Origin of the sequence: Streptomyces hokutonensis, from assembly GCF_000376565.1 — a bacterium.
GTDB classification, from domain to species: Bacteria; Actinomycetota; Actinomycetes; order Streptomycetales; family Streptomycetaceae; genus Streptomyces; species Streptomyces hokutonensis.
This window is the reverse complement of sequence record NZ_BARG01000014.1, coordinates 86,702-104,300: the sequence shown is the minus strand read 5'-3', so window position 1 is coordinate 104,300 and position 17,599 is coordinate 86,702. Positions and strand designations below refer to the sequence as shown.

Below are 17,599 nucleotides of genomic sequence, written 5' to 3'. Positions count from 1 at the left end.
TATGGGTCAGTTCTCACTGGTGGTTCTCACTGGTCGGAGGCGTCGGACTTGTCGACGCCGTCCCAGACGTTCGCGTACCAGGGACGGTCGGCCGCCCCCAGCTCGGCGCGCGACTGCTTGGCCGCGTCCGGGTCGATCACGATGTAGCCCGTCTCCCCGGGCATCACGTAGTGCAGCCGCTGCCGGATCTGCTGCTCCGCGTACGAGTCGTCCTGCCAGCGTGCCTTGAGGTCGCGCAGCTGCTCGACGCGCTGCCGGGCCTGTTCCTGCTGCCGCTGGAGGTCGGAGATCTCGGCGCGCTGGGAGACGTACTGCCTTATCGGGTACGCCAGCGCCACGATCAGCGAGCACAGCACCAGGGCGAGGAGGGCCGCCCGGCCGGTGAGCCGGGAGCGGCGGGCCTGCCGTTTGGTCTGGGAGCGGTAGACACGGGCCGCGGTCTGCTCGCCGAGCAGCTTGAGCCTGGTCGCGGTGGAGAACCGGTCCCGGTCCTTCACGGCCATGTCCCGCCTCCCCTTCACACGTGCGTACGTCCCCGCACACGGTACGGGACCGGGTGCGGGGACGTACGTACGACTGGCTAAGGCTTAACCCGGTATGGGTCAGCCGTTACCGGTCTCAGCCCTTGAAGCGCGGGAAGGCGCTGCGGCCCGCGTACTCCGCCGCGTCGTCGAGGATCTCCTCGATGCGGAGCAGCTGGTTGTACTTGGCGACGCGGTCCGAGCGGGCCGGGGCGCCGGTCTTGATCTGGCCGCAGTTCACCGCGACGGCGAGGTCGGCGATGGTGACGTCCTCGGTCTCGCCGGAGCGGTGGGACATCATGCACTTGAAGCCGTTGCGCTGGGCCATCTCGACGGCGTCCAGGGTCTCGGTCAGCGAGCCGATCTGGTTCACCTTGACGAGCAGGGCGTTGGCGGTGCCCTCTTCGATGCCGCGGGCGAGGCGCTCGGGGTTGGTGACGAAGAGGTCGTCGCCGACGATCTGGACCTTCTCGCCGAGGCGGTCGGTGATGACCTTCCAGCCGGCCCAGTCGTCCTCGTACAGCGGGTCCTCGATGGAGACCAGCGGGTACGCGGAGACGAGCTCCTCGTAGTACTCGGTCATCTCGGCGGCCGAGCGGGACTTGCCCTCGAACTCGTACTTGCCGTCCTTGTAGAACTCGGACGCGGCGACGTCGAGCGCGAGCGCGATCTGCTCGCCGGGGATGTAACCGGCCTGCTTGATGGCCTCGATGATGAGGTCGAGGGCGGCGCGGTTGGACTCCAGGTTCGGGGCGAAGCCGCCCTCGTCGCCGAGGCCGGTGGACAGGCCCTTGGTCTTCAGCACCTTCTTGAGGGTGTGGTAGACCTCGGCGCCCCAGCGCAGCGCCTCGGAGAAGGACTCCGCGCCGATGGGGGCGATCATGAACTCCTGGATGTCCACGTTGGAGTCGGCGTGCGAGCCGCCGTTCAGGATGTTCATCATCGGAACGGGCAGCAGGTGCGCGTTCGGACCGCCGAGGTAGCGGAAGAGGGGGAGGTCGCTGGCCTCGGACGCGGCGTGCGCGACGGCGAGGGAGACGCCGAGGATGGCGTTGGCGCCGAGCGAGCCCTTGTTGTCGGTGGCGTCCAGGTCGAACATCGCCTGGTCGATCAGGCGCTGCTCGGTGGCGTCGTAGCCGACGAGCTCCGGGCCGATCTGCTCGATGACGGCGAGGACGGCCTTCTCGACGCCCTTGCCGCCGTAGCGGTTGGGGTCGCCGTCACGCAGTTCGATGGCTTCGAAGGCACCCGTGGAGGCGCCGGACGGAACGGCGGCACGACCCGTGCTGCCGTCGTCGAGGCCGACCTCGACCTCGACCGTGGGGTTGCCTCGGGAGTCCAGGATTTCCCGGGCTACGACGACGTCGATGGACGGCACGAGCATCTCCTTCTTGGGGTCTGACGCGGCTACGGCAACACCGCAGCGGCTCTGCGAGACGAGCCTAACCGGCTCGGGGCGATTGGCCATCCGGTCGGCCGCCTGATGGACAGAACCGAGAGTAAATTGTTTCCGAACGGAACAAAGAGTCCGGCAAAAATGCGCGCGGCTTGCAGAAGCGGGGCACAAAAAAGCCCCGCCCCGGTGCGTACGGGGGAACACGCACCGGAGCGGGGAGCCCGTGGGGGACGGGGGTGACCCTCACGAGGTCTCCATGATGCAGTCCACGGATGTGAGGGCGCTGTGGTTCAGCTGAGTGCTACTTAAGGTGGAGCTGCTGACCCGGGTAGATGAAGTCGGCGTCGTCGATGATGCTCTTGTTCAGCTTGAACAGCTGCTGCCAGCCGCCCTTGACCTTGTGCTTCTCGGCGATGGAGCTGAGGGTGTCGCCCTTGACGACCTTGTACTCGCCGTCACCCTTCTTGACCTTCTTGCCGGTCGGGGTGGAGACGGTCTTCTTGGCGGCCGGACGCTCGGCGGAGCGGGAGGCGGTCGTGTTGGACGTGGAGCGCTCGGTGGTGCTCTTGGAGGAGCTGTTCGAGCTGCTCGACGAGCTGGAGCTGCCGCCGGAGTACGTGGCACTCGACAGGCCGGTGCCGCAGACGGGCCAGGCACCCTTGCCCTGGGAGGCGAGAACCTTCTCGGCCACGGCTATCTGCTGCGACTTGGAGGCCTGGTTCGCGGTGGAGGCGTAGGCGGTGCCGCCGTACGCGGCCCACGTCGAGGCGGAGAACTGGAGACCGCCGTAGTAGCCGTTGCCGGTGTTGATGGACCAGTTGCCGCCGGACTCGCACTGGGCGACGGTGTCCCACTCGGAGGCGGTGGCGGCGGAGGCGCTGCCGGTCGCCATGAGCGGGGCGGCGATGGCGACACCGGTCACGCCGGCGAGCGTGGCGACGCGGGTGGCCTTGGACGGACGGCGGTGCTTGCCCTTGCTGGAAAACAGCATGGAAGATCCCAATCCCCTCACCGACGCCTGCGAGGTGAGCTGTCGGGTTCGGGCCGTGTGAGTTGCCCGGCCGCACACCTCTCGGTGCGCGACTTAACCCCAAGCCCGTTCCGGTCGTCTCTCGACTCCCGGGCCAGGCACTTACCTTGGGTCCCCCGCTCCTGCCTACGGCGCTTGACGCGACGACTGTTCCCGGAGGCCGCTGGCAGGACTCGGCGTGTGCGGCAGCCGGGGCTCGTGGTGACGAGCGGCCTTGACCGTAGACAGGGAATCGGCGGAATTTCAAAGACGATCAGGGCTTCTGAGACTCATCCCACACTTTCACCAAACCGGACATTCAGCTCGAAGTGTGACGTGAACTCCCGCTGTTTTGCTGCTACTTTCCGCCCGTTTCAGCACTGACGTCCAGGGTCTGACCGGCGACGACAGTGGACGGATCGGCGCCTATCACCTTTTTGTTCTCGGCGTAGAGCGCGCGCCATCCGCCGTCGAAGTCAAGGGAGTCGGCGATGGACGCGAGGGAGTCACCGGCGCGGACGATGTACGTCTCGGGCGTCACGCTCTCCTCGGCGCTCGCTCCGCGGTGCTTGCCGGCGCCCTGCTGCTCGACGCCTTCATCGCTGGAGTCACCGAGCGCGCCGGTGTCGACGAGGCTCCACTTGCCCACCGCCTGCCCCGAGTTGTCCGATTCGTCGAGTTTCGGCGATGCGGTGGCGGAGTCGTCGTCCGCCGAAGGGGTGGTGGACTTGTCGGACTTGGCGGGGTTGTCCGTCGCGGAGGGGGTGGGGCTCTGAGAGTCGTCGCCGGAGGTGCCCGCCGAATCCGAGGGGGTCGGGTCGGTGTTGCTGGAGTCGGACAGCCCGAACGATCCGGAGGAGCCGTCGGAGTCCGACGAACCCGAGGAGTCCGTCGCGCCGGTGGACGGCGAGTCGCTCGCGAGGCCGGTGTCGACGTTCGTCGAACCCGAGGTCGTGGTGAGGCCGGCGACCAGCGCGCAGGTGATCCACTCGGAGGTGCCCTTGGCGTCGAGGATCTTCTCGGCGACGGCTATCTGCTGGGAACGGCTGGCGAGGTCGGCGGTCGGGGCGTAGTCCTCGCCGCCGTACTTGCTCCAGTCGTCCTGGGTCAGTTGGAGACCGCCGTAGTGGCCGTTGCCGCTGTTCTCGCTCCAGGAGCCGCCGGTCTCGCACTCGGCCACCTTGTCCCAGGTGGTGCCGTCGGCGGCGTTCGCGGCGGCGGCGCCGAGGAGCGGGATGGCGATGGCGGAGCCGGTCACGCCGGCCGCGACGAGGATTGCCGGAGCCTGACGGGGGCGACGGTGACGACCGTTCCCGGAGAGCATGCGGAGGCCTTTCGCGTGACGACTGGGGGGAGCGCGCGACGGGTGATGCGGGGCGTCGCGCTGGTATTCGAACGTAGCCGCAGTCGATCACTTGTCACAAGTTAATGCCACGTAGATCACGTGAAGATCACAGACTTGAGGAACTGTCATCTTCGGGTTTACGCGGCGAGATGGACCGTTCGGTCCGGGTTTACGGCGCTGGTGTGCCCGCTCGTGGCGTGAACTCCACGGGCAGGGTGCGCAGTCCGCGCATGATGAGGCCGCCGCGCCAGCGCAAGTCGGCCGGGTCCCCGGCCAGTTGAAGGTCCGGCAGACGGGTGAGGAGCGTGGCGAGCGCGGTCTGTCCCTCCAGGCGGGCGAGCGGGGCGCCGAGGCAGTAGTGGATGCCGTGGCCGTAACCGAGGTGTTGATTGTCACGCCGTCCGAGATCGAGGACGTCGGGATCGGCGAAGCGTTCCGGATCGCGGTCCGCGGCGGCCAGTACGACTAGTACGGGGTCCCCGGCCGCGATGTCCTGCCCGCCGAGGGTGAGGGGGCGGGTGGCGAAGCGCCAGGTCGCCAGCTCCACCGGGCCGTCGTAGCGCAGGAGTTCCTCGACACCGGTCTCGAGGAGGCCGTGTTCGCCGGCGGCCAGCGACTTCTCCAGGCGGGCACGCTGCTCGGGGTGGGTGAGGAGGGCGTACGTGCCGTTGCCGATGAGGTTGACGGTCGTCTCGAAGCCGGCGAACAGCAGGATGAAGGCCATCGCCGCGGCTTCGTTCTCGGTGAGGTGCTCGCCTTCGTCGGAGGCGCGGATGAGGGCGGAGATGAGGTCTTCGGTGGGGGCGGGGTCCGGGGTGCCGGGGGAGGTCTCGCCGGGGTGCGGGGCAGGGGCGTCGGAGAGGGCGGCGCGCTTGCGGTGGATGAGGTCGGCGAGATAGGTGCGCATCTTCTTGACCGACCGCGCGACTCCGCCGCGCGGCCCGCCCCCGTGCCGGATCATCATGCCCGCCCAGTCCCGGAAGTCGTCCTGGTCCTCGCGGGGGACGCCGAGCAGGTCGCAGATGGCGTAGATGGGGAGCGGGAAGGCGAAGTCGTGGATGAGGTCGGCGGAGCCGTCCGCCGCGAACCGGTCGATGAGATCGTACGTCAACTCCTGCACGCGGGGCGCGAATTCGGCCACCCGGCGGGGTGTGAACGCCTTGCTGACCAGCCGTCGGAGCCGGGTGTGGTCCGGCGGGTCGATGTTGAGCAGATGCGTCATCAACTCGGCCTTGCGCTCACCCGGGATACCCGTCTTGCCCTTGGCGTGCGCCGGTTCGTCGTGATGCGCGGGGTTCTTGGACAGCCGCGGGTCGGCGAGCGCGAGCTTGGCATCCGCGTACCGCGTGACCAACCAGGCCTCTACTCCGCTGGGGAGCCGTGTCTTGTGCACGGGGGCGTGCTCACGGAGCCATGCGTAGGCGGGGTAGGGGTTGGTGGCGAACTCCCAGGTGAAGAGCTCGGGGGCGGGGGTCTGCGGCGGGGGGTGGTCGGTCACTCCTTGACGGTATCTGGGGTGGGGGCGCGCTCGGCGAGGGCCTTCAGGGCGGCGGGGTGTCCCATGTCGGCGGCTTTGCGGTACCAGGTTGTGGCTTCGGCGGGGTTGCCTTGCGTATCGAGGAGGGTGGCTAGGCGGTAGGCGCCGTAGGAGTCGCCGGACTCGAAGGCCTTCTCGTATTGGGCGCGGGCTTCGTCGGGGTGGCCCTGTTTTTCCAGTACGGCGCCGTAGTGGGCGATGTCTAGGGGCCAGCCGTCGGTGTCACTGAAGAAATTCGCGGCTTCCGCCAAAGAGTCCGGCTGGCGCCTCAACAGTTGTCGGAGTTCAGCTGGCCCCTCGTTGCCGTCGCTCGCCGCTCGCCCCAGCCATACCTCGGCTGCCTCGGACTCGTTGCACAAGAGATGCCACAAGACCGAGCTCAAAGCGATCCCGGCGTATCCCATGCTTGCCGCCGCGTCGTAGTAAGCGGCCGCGGATTCGACGTCCCCTTTTCCGAGCAGTACATCGCCCAACCGGTGCGCGGCCTCCGGATTCCCACCCTTGGCCCCGGCCCTCAGCCACCGTTCCGCTCGCTCCAACAGGAGTTTGCCGAGCAGCGTCGCCGCGTCGCCGTCCCCCGCTTCGGCGGCCGACTCCAGGAAGGCTTCCGCCTCCCTCTTCTGGCCGCTCTCCGAAAGTAGCCGCCCAAGGTACCCAGCGGACTCGGACCACCCGGCCTCCGCCGCCTGCCGGAAGCAGAACTCTGCCTTCTCCCCGTCCCCGAGGCTTTCTTCGAGCAGGCCAAGGGCATGCATCGCCGACGCGTCTCCCGCCTCAGCCTCGCGCAGATACGCCATCCGTGCCCCGGCGGCGACACTCTCGATGTCATACGCCGCCGGGTTCGCCCGAGCCGCCTCCAGCGCGTGACCCCACACCCAATCGCCGACAGGCGGAAACGTCTCGTCCTGTTCCGCCGTATGCACGAAATACGGCAGCACGTCCCCGAACGGCCCCTTCTCCCCTTCACCGCATCTCAGCGTGCGCAGCACCCCGTACCGCTTCCGCCCGGCCCACTCCCAGGCGTCCTCCAGGGACTCCCGCTCCAGCCCCTCGATGCCGTACCCCTCGTGCACCTTCACCAACAGGTCCTGCGGCAAAGGCCCCTTCAGCCCGCACCGGGCCAGATCAACGGCCGCGCGCACCAGTGCGTACCCACGAGGGTGCCGCTCGCGGTTCGGGGCGAGTTGCCAGTCGTTCCAGAGGCGGGGGCCGATGGCGAGGTAGGTGGCGACTCCCACCGTGCCGCTCTCACGGGCGGCCTCGATGAGCCGGGGATCACCAGTCTCCTCAGCACGCTTGCGTTCAGCGGGCCCCCAGGCGCGAGGAAGTTCGACGAGCCGCGCCAGGTCCAGCAGCCTGCCCTGCTCGGACGTCCTCCGGGCGTACTTGGCGTAGGTCTCCTCCCGCATCGTCGCCACCACGACCGCTTCGAGCCCGGTCAACTGGCCTAGCAGTCTCGGCTCCAGACCACCGCTCCCGAGATGCACGTCGAGGTCGTCGAGCCAGACGACACACCGCTCCGCCCGGCCCCGCAACAGCGCGGGCAGCTTCCGCAGTTCTTCGTGCTGGGTGGGCACGAACACCACGTGGTCGGGGAGCACTTGAGCCATCGCGGCCAGCGCCGTACGCGACTTGCCCGCATACGCCGGCCCGAGGACGACCACCAACCCGCCCTCCGAACTCACCTGCTCCAACGCTGAGTTGACCGTCCCGTCCTGGTCCCTGCGCACATACGGCGGCAGCGCGGGCAGCCCCTTCACTCTCCGGGTCGGCCGGACCCCGTGTGTGCGCGGCTCGATGTCCTTCGCCAACGGCCAGTCGAGCGGGCCCGGTTGGGCCTCCCCCGGGGACGGGGCGGCGTACGTGTTGCTCACGTGCTGGACGCCGACGACCTGTGCGTTGAAGGTTCCGTTGCGGAAGTCGAGGAGGTCTCCGCCGGTGGGCTCGGGCAGCGGGGGCAGGATCGTCGATTGGCCGGTGTCGAGAAGGGAGCCGTCTTTGGGCGGCGCGAGGAGCGCGTTCGGGCCGAACCGATCGATGAGGGCGCGGAGTTCGTCGGTCGCCATGGGATTGGACGACCGCCGGATCCCCTCAAGCAGTTGACGGCGCCACAGTGCCATCTGCGCGATGCTCGGGGACGCTCCCCTCCCCCCGTTGACAGTGGCGAGGTCCTGCCCGTACGCGTCCAGTCCACGCCGGCCGAACCAGACGACGAACTCGGCCCGGACCGCCGCCCAGTCCGTCCAGCCGGGCGCTCCCAGACCCCACACCAGCACATCGACCGCCTCGTCGGCCAGCCGCTCCAACTCCCCGTCGTCCACGCGCTCCCCCACACCCGAAACCGTCCTGAGCCAACGGTACTGAGCCCACGCCCTCAGATCCGCCCTTCAACCTCCCTGATCGCATCCCGATAAGCACGCCCCGCCGCCCGCAACGCCGCCTCCGGATCCACGCCGTCCGCCTCCGCGCGCACCGCCAGCGCGAGCAGCTCGTACCCGATGCCGTCGCCCCCCTCCGCCAGAGGCAACGGCACCTCAAGTCCCGCCGTCCGCACGCGCGATGCCAGCTTCGCCGCCAGAGCCAGACCAGGCTGGCCCATGGGGATGCCCTCGGTAATAGAGGTACGGCGCTTCTCCTCCGCCTTCGTGCGGAGCCAATGTGCCTTGACCTCCTCGGGAGTCGACGCGGTCTCGTCGCCGAAGACGTGCGGGTGGCGGTGGATCAGCTTGGTGACGATGCCGCCGGCCACGTCGTCGATCGAGAAGGGGGTGTCGGGGTCCTCTTCCGCGATGCGGGCGTGGAAGACGACCTGGAGGAGGACGTCGCCCAGTTCCTCGCGCAGTTCGTCGCGGTCGCCCTCCTCGATCGCCTCGACGAGTTCGTACGCCTCCTCGATGCCGTACTTCGCCAGCCCCTTGTGGGTCTGCTGCGAGGACCACGGGCACTCGACCCGGATGCGGTCCATGACCTGGACGAGGTCGAGGAGGCGGGCGCCCGGAAGGTCGTAGGAGGCGGGGAGGAGTTCCAGCTCGGGCATCTGCACGCGGCCGGAGCCGGCGAGGCGGGCCAGGCCGTCGGTCAGCGCCGGTTCGCCCTCGCCCGTGGCGACGACGACCACGGTGTGGCCGCCGGCGCAGGCGGCGACCAGTTCCTCGGCGGTCGGGGACGCCTCGACCACGGTTATGCCGGCCTCGCTCAGATACGGCAGCTGCGGATGCGCGGCTTCCGCACACAGCACGCGGTCGGCGGTGCGCAGCGCCTCCCAGGCGGGCCAGGACAGCAGGCCGGGGGCGACACGGTGGCTGGTGGTGAGCAGGACGATACGGCCAGGAGCGGGGGTGGGCGCGGGAGCGGGGGTGCTCTCGGGACCAGGCGTGGTTGCGTTCACACACCGAACGTAACCCACGCCGCCGACAGCCCCACGAGTTATCCACAGGCCAGTGGGCAGCCCCTCCGGAGGAGGCGCCGTACCGTTACGCCGACTCCTGCGTCTGCGCCGCCGTCACCTCACGCACCCACGGTGTCTTCGCGTCGACGCGGCTGCTCTTCTCCACGTCCCACGTGCCGTAGCGCGGGTTGAGGTCGACGTGGAGTTCCTTGGAGGCGGTCGACAGGGCCTTCCAGAAGGCGGGCTGGCTGGTGTCGGTGCCGAGTTTCGCGGCGAGTTTGCGGCCCTCCACCTGGAGGCGGAGGTTCTCGTCGAGGCGCTGCGGCGCGACGCCGTACTGTGCGAGCCAGGTCGCCTCCAGGGCCTTGGAGCCGCCGGCCTGCTGGGCGAGGGCGGCCCGCATGTCCTGGATGTCCTTGCGGGTGACGGTGACGTCGGCGTCCTGTGCGGCGCGGTGCACGACCTGGTCGAAGACCATGCCGTAGAGCGTCTCGCGGGTGAGGCCGCCGGTGGTGGCGATGGCCCGCGTGTACTGGGCCTGGTCCTGGACGGCCGCCCGCTGGGCCACGCGCACCTCGTTGACCCGGCTCTGCAGCTGCGCGACGGTGATGCGCTGCCCGCCGACGACGGCCGCCGCGCCGGGATGCGCCTCGCTTCCGCAGGCGGTCAGGGCGGGGGCCGCGGCGGCGATCACGGCGGTGAGGACGAGCGCGGTGCGACGGCGGCGGTGCAAGGGAGCCTCCCGAGGAGATTGTGCGACGGTGCACAAAGTCTTGCGGTGATCGATGTTAGGCAGTGGGTCGCCTGTGGCCAACCCATTCGACCAACGATTCACGAGGACTTCGGGCACCGGCACGCACGGGCACGCACGCGTGCGCTAGTTCCGCGCGTCCACCACTCGTTCCACGGCCGCCGCGACTGCCTCGCGGAGCCCGTCCCCGGTGGGTACCCAGGACACGTTCGTGGGGGTCTTGTCCGCGCTGCCGCCGCCCACGAGGACGAAACCGACCTTCGCGTACCGCTCCGTCGTCTCCTGTGCCGCCTTCACCTCGGCGCCGCCCACCGCGAGGACGACCTCGCAGGAGCTCTGAAGCATGGCGTTGAGGAAGGGGCGCGCGTTCGCGGTGCTCTGTTCGCCGGTCACCGAGGAGTAGGTCACGCGCGTGTGCGTCCTGAGCGATGCGTCCTGCATGCCCCGCCAGACCGTGGCGGCGGTGCTGCCGTTGATGCCTTGGTGGTCGGTGAGCAGGCAGGCGTCGGTATCGGTGTAGTGCCGGGCCCTGGTGGCGGGGATCGGCGGGCGGCTGTCGTGCCTGGAGAGGACGATTCCGGTCACGATCACCGCGAGGACGACGGCGAGCGCCGTCGCGATCATGGCGATGGTGCGACCGCCGAGCGCGCGCAGCCCGGCCACCACGGCAAGCCCCACGCGCGTGAGCCGTCGCTGTCTCTCCACCGGGACCGGACGCGCCTGCGTGACCTGCCGGACCTGCTTGCCCATCTACCGCTGCTCCTCAGCCCGTTCGACCACCGGGCCGCCCGTGAGATCGGCGACCGAATCGCTTGCCGCGCGGTCGATCGCAAGGCCCTCCGCGCGGTCGGAGACCAGGACACCTGTCCGGCCGTCCGCAACCTCCGCCGGCTCCCCCGCCCGCCGCGGCCACGCCCGCCACGCGTGCGCCGAGGCGCCCGCCATGGAGAGCGTGACCAGCAGCAGGTCCACGCCGAACAGCGCGCCGTGCGTGTCGACCGGCGTCAGCGCGAGTTCGGTGATCCAGGCCGCGAGGACCGCGGTGAACCCGGCGAAGGCCAGCCAGGCGGCGCGGGTGCGGCGGCGCAGGGCGAGGACGAGGGACGGGACGGGACAGAGCAGGCCCAGGCTGACGACCGGCAGCACGGCGAACCCCGCGCGCGCGGCCGGCGTCCGCAGCACCGGCGCGGCGGACGCCCTCAGCACCCTCACCATCTTCATCGCCCTCACCCCTCGCCCTTCAGCACCCGGCGCTCAGCCGGTGATGGCCACCGGCGCGTCCCACGCGTCGCGGTCCACGGTGATCGTGTAACCGCCGCGGGTCTCCTTGCTGTTGACCATGTACTGGTGGGCGCGGCTGTGCCCGGTGAACTGGGTGGAGCCCCAGGGCCAGTCCGAGGTGGTCGTGTTGACCTTGTCCCACAGCGCGTACCAGAGGTTGCCCGGCAGGTCCGTCTTGTTGGTCGCCGTCGCGATCGCCTTGGCGCTGGAGCTGGAGAAGCCGTAGAGGCCGGCGCGGTAGATCTTGACGTGCAGTTCCTTGTCGAAGGCGCGCACGTAGGTCAGCACGGCGTTGTTGCAGGACGTGTTCGTCGTGTCGTACGACTCCATGTCCAGGTAGATCGGGCTGCCGGCCTTGAAGCCGAGCGCCGCGGACTTGGCGACCGCGTCGTCCGCCTCGCTCTTGCCGACGGCTGCCGCGGTGGTGGCGCTGATCTTCACCGAGCCGCCGGAGCCGCAGGACGGCTGGGAGCCGACGTAGAGCGGGATGAACTTCCAGCCGACCGTGCTGAGGGACTTGACCCAGGAGGCCGTGAGGTTGGGCTGGCTGCAGCCGCGGTTCTTGCCGCCGATGTAGACGGCGGCGCCGCCGTAGAAGCCGTCGGTGTGCCAGGCCTTCATCGCGGCGAGGGAGGGGGCGGCACAGGTGTCGAAGGCGCGGCCCGTGTAGGTCTTCTGCGCGGGCCACGTCGTGGCGGCCATCGAGGTCTGCGCGGCGATACCGCCCCCGGCGACGACGGCGGCACCCGCGACGCCCCAAGCGATGTATCTGCGCTTCTTCGACTGCCGGTGCTCGGACACGAAAAACCCCACCCCTGTTCATGACAAGCGGACGTGTACGACGTCCGCCGGAAAGTTGTCGGCCCCCTGAGGGCCCCGGAAGCTGCGCGGGTCCGGCGCGGCGACGCCGTAGGAGTACGGTCGTACGGCCCTGTGTACGGAACTGTCCGTGCGCGCGCGGGACTTGGGACCCCAGCGAATCGCACGATAATCGACGGTGTCCTTCGACCTGGAAAACGGATTCTCTCGATCGCCACAAGATTCCCTCACGACACGGCAAAAACTCCCGTACCGGGGAACGCGGACCGGACAAACGCCGTACCAGTGCGCGGACGTGGCGGGCGTCCGCCGGGTCTCGGGACGGTTCACATGGCCGTTCGTCCCCCGGGCGGCGGCCCGTGCCATAACCTTGGCCCGACCTTGGGGGGTTGACATGGCAAAACGGCTCGAAGCCGGCTGGGGACAACGGATCGCCTGGGTGTTCCTCGCCTGGGGGTCGTGCGGCCTCCTGATGTGGGTGCCCTTCCTGTACGCGGCGATCCGCCGCGGGCGGGGTTCCGACTGGGGCGTGTTCGCGTCCTTCGTGCTCTACGAGTGCGTCACCCTGCCGTGGGCGGCGTCCGGCGGCAGCTCCAGCGGCGACCCGTTCCTCGGCCTGGCGGTCGTACTGACCATGTTCATGGCCGCCGGACTGCTGCTGTTCGGGATGTTCGACACCCCGCCCCCGAAACAGCAGCTGTACATGGGCATGCCGGTGCCCCCGCAGCAGGGGAACCCGTACCTGCGGTAGATCCCGTACGTCCGGTGGGTCACGCCCGCCGGGTGCGCCGCAGGATCCGTACCGCGGGCCAGACGATCAGTCCGGTGACGGCCCACAGGAAGCCCGAGAGGCCGAGCCATTCGCCGGTGCTGCTGTCTGGGTCGTGGCCGAAGACCGTCGTCGCGAGCGCGATGAAGGCGAACAGCCCGCCCAGGAGGAAGAGAACGACCAGCGCGGCGGTCTGCCCGCCGGTGCGCCGGGCGGGCGCGGCACTGCTCGCCGCGGCCGGTTCGGGCGCCTCCGCGCGCGGTGCGCTCTGCCGCGGCGGCAACTCCACGCGCGCGTGCGGCGGTACGGCCGCGTCGAGTATCGCCATCGTGTGCGCGTCGACGCCGTAGAGCCCCGGTTCTACGGCGACGGCGAGACCGTCGGTGCCGATGAGCCGCCGGCCGCCGTCGGGCCAGCTGAGCACGGCGGCGCAGGAACGGTACGGCACGGTCACCGCGAGGTCGCCGCCGTCGCGTCCGCGCACGGTCACGCTGACCCCGTCGTCCCCGACCACCAGCGCGGACCCGTCCTTGGCCACCGCCTCGAAACGCCGCCCGGTGACGGCGTACGTCGAACGGACCGGCGCCTCCGCGTATCCCGCCCAGCTCGCGCTGTGCCCCGCCGGCACCTGCAACAGCGCGGTCCCGGCGGCCTCCAGGGCCACCGCGTGCAGCTGACCGGGCGTCACCGACCACAGCTCGTGCCGCAGTTCGTCGAGCCCGCGCGGCGGCCGTCCGGCGAGCAGGTCCTCCGCCGCGCCCGGCAGTCGTCGTACGGCCGCGTCGGCCGCCGTCAGTCCCGTGTCGGCGCGCGTGCGTACGGCCTCCAGGTCGGCCGGCGCGATACGGCCGGCCTGGAGCGCGGCTAGGACGTCGACGAAGCCGCCGAGCACCGCGTCCTGCTTGGCGGGGAGCGAGTCCGCGAACGCGGTGACGACGGCGTGGCCGTCGCGGCGGGAGGTGTAGTCGGTGGCGGCGGTGTAGGAGTTGCCGTCCTCCTGGCGCAGGGCGCGGGAGAGTTCGCGTTCCAGGACGCCGGCGTAGAGGCGGGCGGCGGCGGTGTCGGTGACGACGGCGTCGAGGAGGACTCCGCCCTGGCCGTCGGCGAAGTGCGCGGGCGTGGTGGGGAGCGCTGAGGTGACGGCGGGGAGCGGGTGGCGGGCGCCCGGGGGCAGCTTGAGGGTGAGTCCGGCCGGGAAGCGCTCGCCGGCGATCCACAGCACGGCGTTGCCGCCGGTGAACCAGGTCTCCGTCCAGTGCCGTACGTCCTCCGGGCGCAGGCCCCTGACGCCCCACTCCGGGTAGCTGACCAGGCCGTAGCCCTGGGCGCCGTAGCGCCACAGCGGGAGTTGACCGGGTTCGCGGCGGGACTCCTCCGTCCGCAGGATCTCCTTCTCCGTCTCCAGGCGCTCCATGGGGAGGTCGGCGAGGGAGGCGCAGACGCCGTGGAGGTAGTCGACGATCTCGTGCTCGGCGCCCTCCACGTGGAAGTGGGTGAAGGCGGCCTTGGTCGCGCCGTTGTAGTGGTAGTCGGCGAGGCCGTGCCGGTACAGGGCGAGATGTTCGACGAGGTGCGTGACACCGGCCCGGGCGAGGGTCTCGTCGGCGGTGCCGACGCGGAAGACCAGTCCGGCGCGGAGGGGGCCGGGGGCGTAGGCGAAGAGGGTGGGTATGCCGTCGACTTCGGTGAGGTGGATGGCGTTCATGGTGGCGGCGGACTGACTGTCGTGGGAGGCCTGGTGGTACTGGGGGTCCCGTGGGTTCATCTTCGGCCTCTCAGGGCGGTGTCGCGGTGCTGGATGTATTGCTCGGCGGGCTTGCCCAGGTAGTCCCACGGATAGTCGGAGGCGAGGTTGCCGAGGGCCTGGAAGTGCGCGGCGGCCTGCGTGGTGTCGCCGATCATCGAGAACAGCGCGGCGAAGCAGCCCTGGACGGTGACCCAGCCGTAGGGCCGCGCGAACTGCGGGTGGAACACGGTGCGTTGGGCGGCCTCGACGAGTTCGGCGTGCACGTGGGGTTGTGCGAGGTATTCGGTGCGCTTGTCGGCGGCGCCGAGGTCGAGCCAGTGCTCGATGTGCGCCTCGGCGACGAGCCCGCCGTTCAACGCCCCTTCGGGGGCGGTCAGCAGACACTCGCGCGCGAACCCGTGGGCGTCCTCCCAGGTGCCGCCCCACTTGGGGCAGAGCTTCTGGAGGAGACGGGCCTGGCCGGTGAAGTGGTGGGGGTGGTAGCGGGCGAGCCGGTTGTAGCGGCGCCGGCTCTCGTTCATCCCCAGCGACAGCCCGAGGGCGGTGTTGAGACGGGCGGCCCAGGCGGCATCGTAGGAAGGGTCCAAAGCCGTTGCCCGGATGAGGAGTTGCTCCGCCTCCCGAAGGTGTTCGTGGAACGCCTTGAACTGCTCGCGGCTGACGTTCTTGGCCCGCGCGCCGGTCCGTATCTCCCACCCGGCCTCGATGAGCCGGGTCCCGAGCACGGTGAGCGCGAGAACGTCGTGCGGTACGGCAGCCAGTTGCCGCCTCAGCGCGTGCTCGAAACCGTCGTCCTCGGCCAACACACCCACGACGAAGGCCCGGTCGGTACCGGGCGGAAGGCTGTCGTGGTACTGCCGGATCGCGGCCCAGTCCGCCGCGGCGGCGGCCTGACGCAACCAGGTGACCTCCGGGAAGGCGGAGGCGAGTTCGAAGTCGGGGCCGGGATCGGCTCCGGGGGCGGATGACATGCGGCGGATCCTAGGCGAGCCCTGTGACATCGCGGGTGGCGGGGAATCCGCAGGTCAGAGATGGGATGAGCGTGGGTGTCGCTTGACCGTCGGCGGACCTTCCGTACAACTTCCGTTCATCGGGGGCTCATAACGTTCGCACCTTTCTGTACTCACATCTGTACTTACGTCTCCCAGGAGTCCCGCCATGTCCCTGAATGCCCGCCGCAACCGCCAACTCCTCGAAGCGGCAGCCCCGTTGCTCCTCCAGGGCGAACGCGTCGAGTTCACTTCCCTGGCCGCGATCGGCTCGGTGTCCGTCCGCAGGCAGGCCCTGACGGCGGCGGTGGTGGGGGTGTTGAGCGCGGGCACGGTGATGGCCACGGTCACTCCACGCCCGCTGTACATAGTCCTGACCGACCAGAGAGTCCTGTTCTTCGACGGCAACAGGGGTGGAAAACCAGGCAAGTTGATGCTGAACCTGCCGCGTCCGTATGTCTCGGCGGGCGGTTCGAAGAAGGCGTTCCTGGGATTGCAGTTCACCACGAGGCTGTCGGTGGCGGGGCAGGAGCAGGGGTTGAAGGTGACGTTTCCGGTGCAGCACCGGGGGGACGGGCCGCGGTTTGTGGGGGCGTTGCCGGTCACGCGGTGAGGAGTTCGCACCAGACGTATTTGCCGCGCGTGCCGTGCCGGGCCGAGGGCTGCCAGCCCCAGAGGTCTGCGCAGGCCCGGACCAGCGCGAGCCCTCGTCCGCCCTCGGAGTCCGTGGTCAGCTCCAACGGCCGTGACGGGGGCGGGGGTTCGGGATCGGCGTCCCACGCCCCGATCCGCAACACCCCCGCCTCCCAGCGGACCCGTAGGTCGGCGGGCCCTTTCGTATGCCGTACGGCGTTGGAGACCAGCTCGGCAGCGAGGAGTTCGGCGGTGTCGACGTGACCGATGAGTCCGTGGACGGTGAGGATCAGGCGGAGGGTGCGGCGGCTTACGGTGACGGCTCGGGGGTCGTTGGGGATGGAGAGGGAGTACTCCCAGGGGGCGGGGGCGATGGGTTCGATCTCAGGCTCGGTTTCGGGCATGGGTCAACTCCGTTCAGATGAAGGGGAGTTCGCGCGGTGGCTCTGCCACGGCCGTCACGGCATGACGGGGTGGTGCACTTCCGCAGCGTGTGCGTTGCATCACCGACGGTAGGGGTAACCTGTAACCCCATGCAAGCCGATCGCGTAATCACCCCCGAACGAGGAGCAAGTGATGGTCCAGAGGCGCGAACCGACCGCACGCCAAATGCGCCTGGGGATTGAACTGCGCAGGCTCCGCGAGGCAGCAGGGCTCACCGCCGTCGAGGCAGCGGCGCTGCTCGGGGCGAACCGCGTCCAGATGAGCCACATCGAATCCGGACTCGTGGGCGTGAGCGAGGAACGAGTGCGCCGACTCGCATCCCACTACGCCTGTACGGACAAGGAGTTCATCGAAGCGCTGGTCGCGATGGCAACTGATCGGACACGGGGCTGGTGGGAGGAGTACCGGGGCCTACTACCCACGTCGTTCCTGGACCTGTCCGAACTGAACCACCACGCCGAGTTCCGGCGCGACGTCGCGGTCTTGTACGTGCCTGGCCTGCTACAGACGGAGGATTACGCTCGCGCGGTCTTCTCCGCGAGGGTGCCCGAACTGACAGATGACGAGCTTGAGTTGCGCGTCCGGCACCGACTGGCGGGGCAGAAGGTCTCCGTCCCCTACGAGTTGGTGATCCACGAGTCGGCCCTACGGATCAGGGTCAGCGACCGCGCCGCCTCCCGGGCCCAACTCGCCAGGCTCCTGGAGCTCTCCGAAGCGGACAACATCACCGTACGTGTCATCCCTTACGACTTGGACGGCTTCGCCACAGCCGCCAGCACCATGACATACGTGGGCGGCCTCGTCTCCAAACTGGACACGGTGGTGCGGGACGTACCTCATGGCTCGGCCTTCATCGACTCCGAAGCACAGCTCGGCGCCTTTCGAACCCGCTTTCGTAAGGTGGAAGCCGCATCACTCGACCCTGAACGGTCACGTGACTTCATCGACCGGCTGACGAAAGAGCTGTGAG

At 69.6% G+C, this 17,599-nt stretch carries 17 protein-coding genes and 1 riboswitch; of the genes, 3 read left to right on the top strand and 14 right to left on the bottom strand.

All coding sequences use genetic code 11. The features are described from left to right. Positions 1–26 precede the first annotated feature (26 nt). The 11 genes from SSP08S_RS06080 to SSP08S_RS06030 all read right to left on the bottom strand — a co-directional run bounded on the left by SSP08S_RS06080 (position 27) and on the right by SSP08S_RS06030 (position 12,029). On the bottom strand, positions 27–503 hold the full coding sequence (locus SSP08S_RS06080) for an FtsB family cell division protein (protein WP_019066681.1): 477 nt from the start codon (positions 501–503) through the stop codon (positions 27–29). 115 nt (positions 504–618) lie between these two features. After that, positions 619–1,905, bottom strand: coding sequence for a phosphopyruvate hydratase (gene eno, locus SSP08S_RS06075; RefSeq protein ID WP_019066680.1), 1,287 nt, complete (start codon positions 1,903–1,905; stop codon positions 619–621). Positions 1,906–2,218: 313 nt separating this feature from the next. Next, entirely contained in the window at positions 2,219–2,908 is a 690-nt protein-coding gene (locus tag SSP08S_RS06070) for a LysM peptidoglycan-binding domain-containing protein (RefSeq protein ID WP_019066679.1), read from the bottom strand. Positions 2,909–2,917: 9 nt separating this feature from the next. Further along, positions 2,918–3,091: riboswitch (cyclic di-AMP (ydaO/yuaA leader) on the bottom strand. A 193-nt stretch (positions 3,092–3,284) separates the two neighbouring features. Continuing rightward, complete coding sequence (locus SSP08S_RS06065) at positions 3,285–4,250, bottom strand: transglycosylase family protein (RefSeq protein ID WP_019066678.1); 966 nt, start codon at positions 4,248–4,250, stop codon at positions 3,285–3,287. 190 nt (positions 4,251–4,440) lie between these two features. Next, on the bottom strand, positions 4,441–5,769 hold the full coding sequence (locus SSP08S_RS06060; RefSeq protein WP_019066677.1) for a cytochrome P450 family protein: 1,329 nt from the start codon (positions 5,767–5,769) through the stop codon (positions 4,441–4,443). Beyond that, positions 5,766–8,141, bottom strand: coding sequence for an ATP-binding protein (locus SSP08S_RS54855; protein ID WP_051105856.1), 2,376 nt, complete (start codon positions 8,139–8,141; stop codon positions 5,766–5,768). The genes SSP08S_RS06060 and SSP08S_RS54855 overlap by 4 nt, the downstream gene beginning before the upstream one ends. Before the next feature lie 41 nt (positions 8,142–8,182). Beyond that, positions 8,183–9,196 carry a nucleoside triphosphate pyrophosphohydrolase gene (locus SSP08S_RS06050; RefSeq protein ID WP_019066676.1) on the bottom strand — a complete coding sequence of 338 codons (1,014 nt, stop codon included), beginning with the start codon at positions 9,194–9,196 and terminating at the stop codon, positions 8,183–8,185. Between the two features lie 85 nt (positions 9,197–9,281). After that, complete coding sequence (locus SSP08S_RS06045; RefSeq protein ID WP_019066675.1) at positions 9,282–9,929, bottom strand: SurA N-terminal domain-containing protein; 648 nt, start codon at positions 9,927–9,929, stop codon at positions 9,282–9,284. 144 nt (positions 9,930–10,073) lie between these two features. Beyond that, complete coding sequence (locus SSP08S_RS06040; RefSeq protein WP_019066674.1) at positions 10,074–10,697, bottom strand: type 1 periplasmic-binding domain-containing protein; 624 nt, start codon at positions 10,695–10,697, stop codon at positions 10,074–10,076. Further along, the gene (locus tag SSP08S_RS06035; protein ID WP_019066673.1) at positions 10,698–11,168 is read right to left on the bottom strand and encodes a hypothetical protein; all 471 of its coding nucleotides are present in this window, start codon (positions 11,166–11,168) and stop codon (positions 10,698–10,700) included. 33 nt (positions 11,169–11,201) lie between these two features. Beyond that, positions 11,202–12,029 carry a glycoside hydrolase domain-containing protein gene (locus SSP08S_RS06030; protein WP_026178217.1) on the bottom strand — a complete coding sequence of 276 codons (828 nt, stop codon included), beginning with the start codon at positions 12,027–12,029 and terminating at the stop codon, positions 11,202–11,204. A gap of 412 nt (positions 12,030–12,441) precedes the next feature. Here SSP08S_RS06030 and SSP08S_RS06025 point away from each other — a divergent pair, with 412 nt between their 5' ends. Continuing rightward, entirely contained in the window at positions 12,442–12,798 is a 357-nt protein-coding gene (locus SSP08S_RS06025) for a hypothetical protein (protein ID WP_043259279.1), read from the top strand. A 19-nt stretch (positions 12,799–12,817) separates the two neighbouring features. Here the strand turns inward: SSP08S_RS06025 and SSP08S_RS64145 are convergent, their stop codons facing one another. Next, positions 12,818–14,581, bottom strand: coding sequence for a peptidase M16 family protein (locus SSP08S_RS64145; RefSeq protein ID WP_019066670.1), 1,764 nt, complete (start codon positions 14,579–14,581; stop codon positions 12,818–12,820). Further along, on the bottom strand, positions 14,578–15,534 hold the full coding sequence (locus SSP08S_RS06015; RefSeq protein ID WP_019066669.1) for a hypothetical protein: 957 nt from the start codon (positions 15,532–15,534) through the stop codon (positions 14,578–14,580). Before SSP08S_RS06015 ends, SSP08S_RS64145 begins: the two co-directional genes overlap by 4 nt. Before the next feature lie 187 nt (positions 15,535–15,721). On the opposite strand from SSP08S_RS06015, the gene SSP08S_RS06010 reads away from it, so the two are divergent. Beyond that, a complete protein-coding gene (locus tag SSP08S_RS06010) occupies positions 15,722–16,165 on the top strand; it encodes a hypothetical protein (RefSeq protein ID WP_019066668.1) in 444 nt (147 codons plus the stop codon). Here SSP08S_RS06010 and SSP08S_RS06005 read toward each other — a convergent pair. Then, positions 16,155–16,589, bottom strand: coding sequence for an ATP-binding protein (locus SSP08S_RS06005; RefSeq protein WP_019066667.1), 435 nt, complete (start codon positions 16,587–16,589; stop codon positions 16,155–16,157). The genes SSP08S_RS06010 and SSP08S_RS06005 overlap by 11 nt on opposite strands. A 172-nt stretch (positions 16,590–16,761) precedes the next feature. Here SSP08S_RS06005 and SSP08S_RS06000 point away from each other — a divergent pair, with 172 nt between their 5' ends. Then, a complete protein-coding gene (locus SSP08S_RS06000) occupies positions 16,762–17,598 on the top strand; it encodes a helix-turn-helix domain-containing protein (RefSeq protein WP_019066666.1) in 837 nt (278 codons plus the stop codon). Position 17,599: the final 1 nt, after the last annotated feature.

Coding starts and splice junctions, on each gene's coding strand:
- SSP08S_RS06010 (WP_019066668.1), top strand. CDS start 15,722: ATGTCCCTGAATGCCCGCCGCAACCGCCAACTCCTCGAAGCGGCAGCC.
- SSP08S_RS64145 (WP_019066670.1), bottom strand. CDS start 14,581: ATGAACCCACGGGACCCCCAGTACCACCAGGCCTCCCACGACAGTCAG.
- SSP08S_RS06035 (WP_019066673.1), bottom strand. CDS start 11,168: ATGAAGATGGTGAGGGTGCTGAGGGCGTCCGCCGCGCCGGTGCTGCGG.
- SSP08S_RS06025 (WP_043259279.1), top strand. CDS start 12,442: ATGGCAAAACGGCTCGAAGCCGGCTGGGGACAACGGATCGCCTGGGTG.
- SSP08S_RS06000 (WP_019066666.1), top strand. CDS start 16,762: ATGGTCCAGAGGCGCGAACCGACCGCACGCCAAATGCGCCTGGGGATT.
- SSP08S_RS06070 (WP_019066679.1), bottom strand. CDS start 2,908: ATGCTGTTTTCCAGCAAGGGCAAGCACCGCCGTCCGTCCAAGGCCACC.
- eno (WP_019066680.1), bottom strand. CDS start 1,905: ATGCTCGTGCCGTCCATCGACGTCGTCGTAGCCCGGGAAATCCTGGAC.
- SSP08S_RS06065 (WP_019066678.1), bottom strand. CDS start 4,250: ATGCTCTCCGGGAACGGTCGTCACCGTCGCCCCCGTCAGGCTCCGGCA.
- SSP08S_RS06080 (WP_019066681.1), bottom strand. CDS start 503: ATGGCCGTGAAGGACCGGGACCGGTTCTCCACCGCGACCAGGCTCAAG.
- SSP08S_RS06015 (WP_019066669.1), bottom strand. CDS start 15,534: ATGTCATCCGCCCCCGGAGCCGATCCCGGCCCCGACTTCGAACTCGCC.
- SSP08S_RS06005 (WP_019066667.1), bottom strand. CDS start 16,589: ATGCCCGAAACCGAGCCTGAGATCGAACCCATCGCCCCCGCCCCCTGG.
- SSP08S_RS06040 (WP_019066674.1), bottom strand. CDS start 10,697: ATGGGCAAGCAGGTCCGGCAGGTCACGCAGGCGCGTCCGGTCCCGGTG.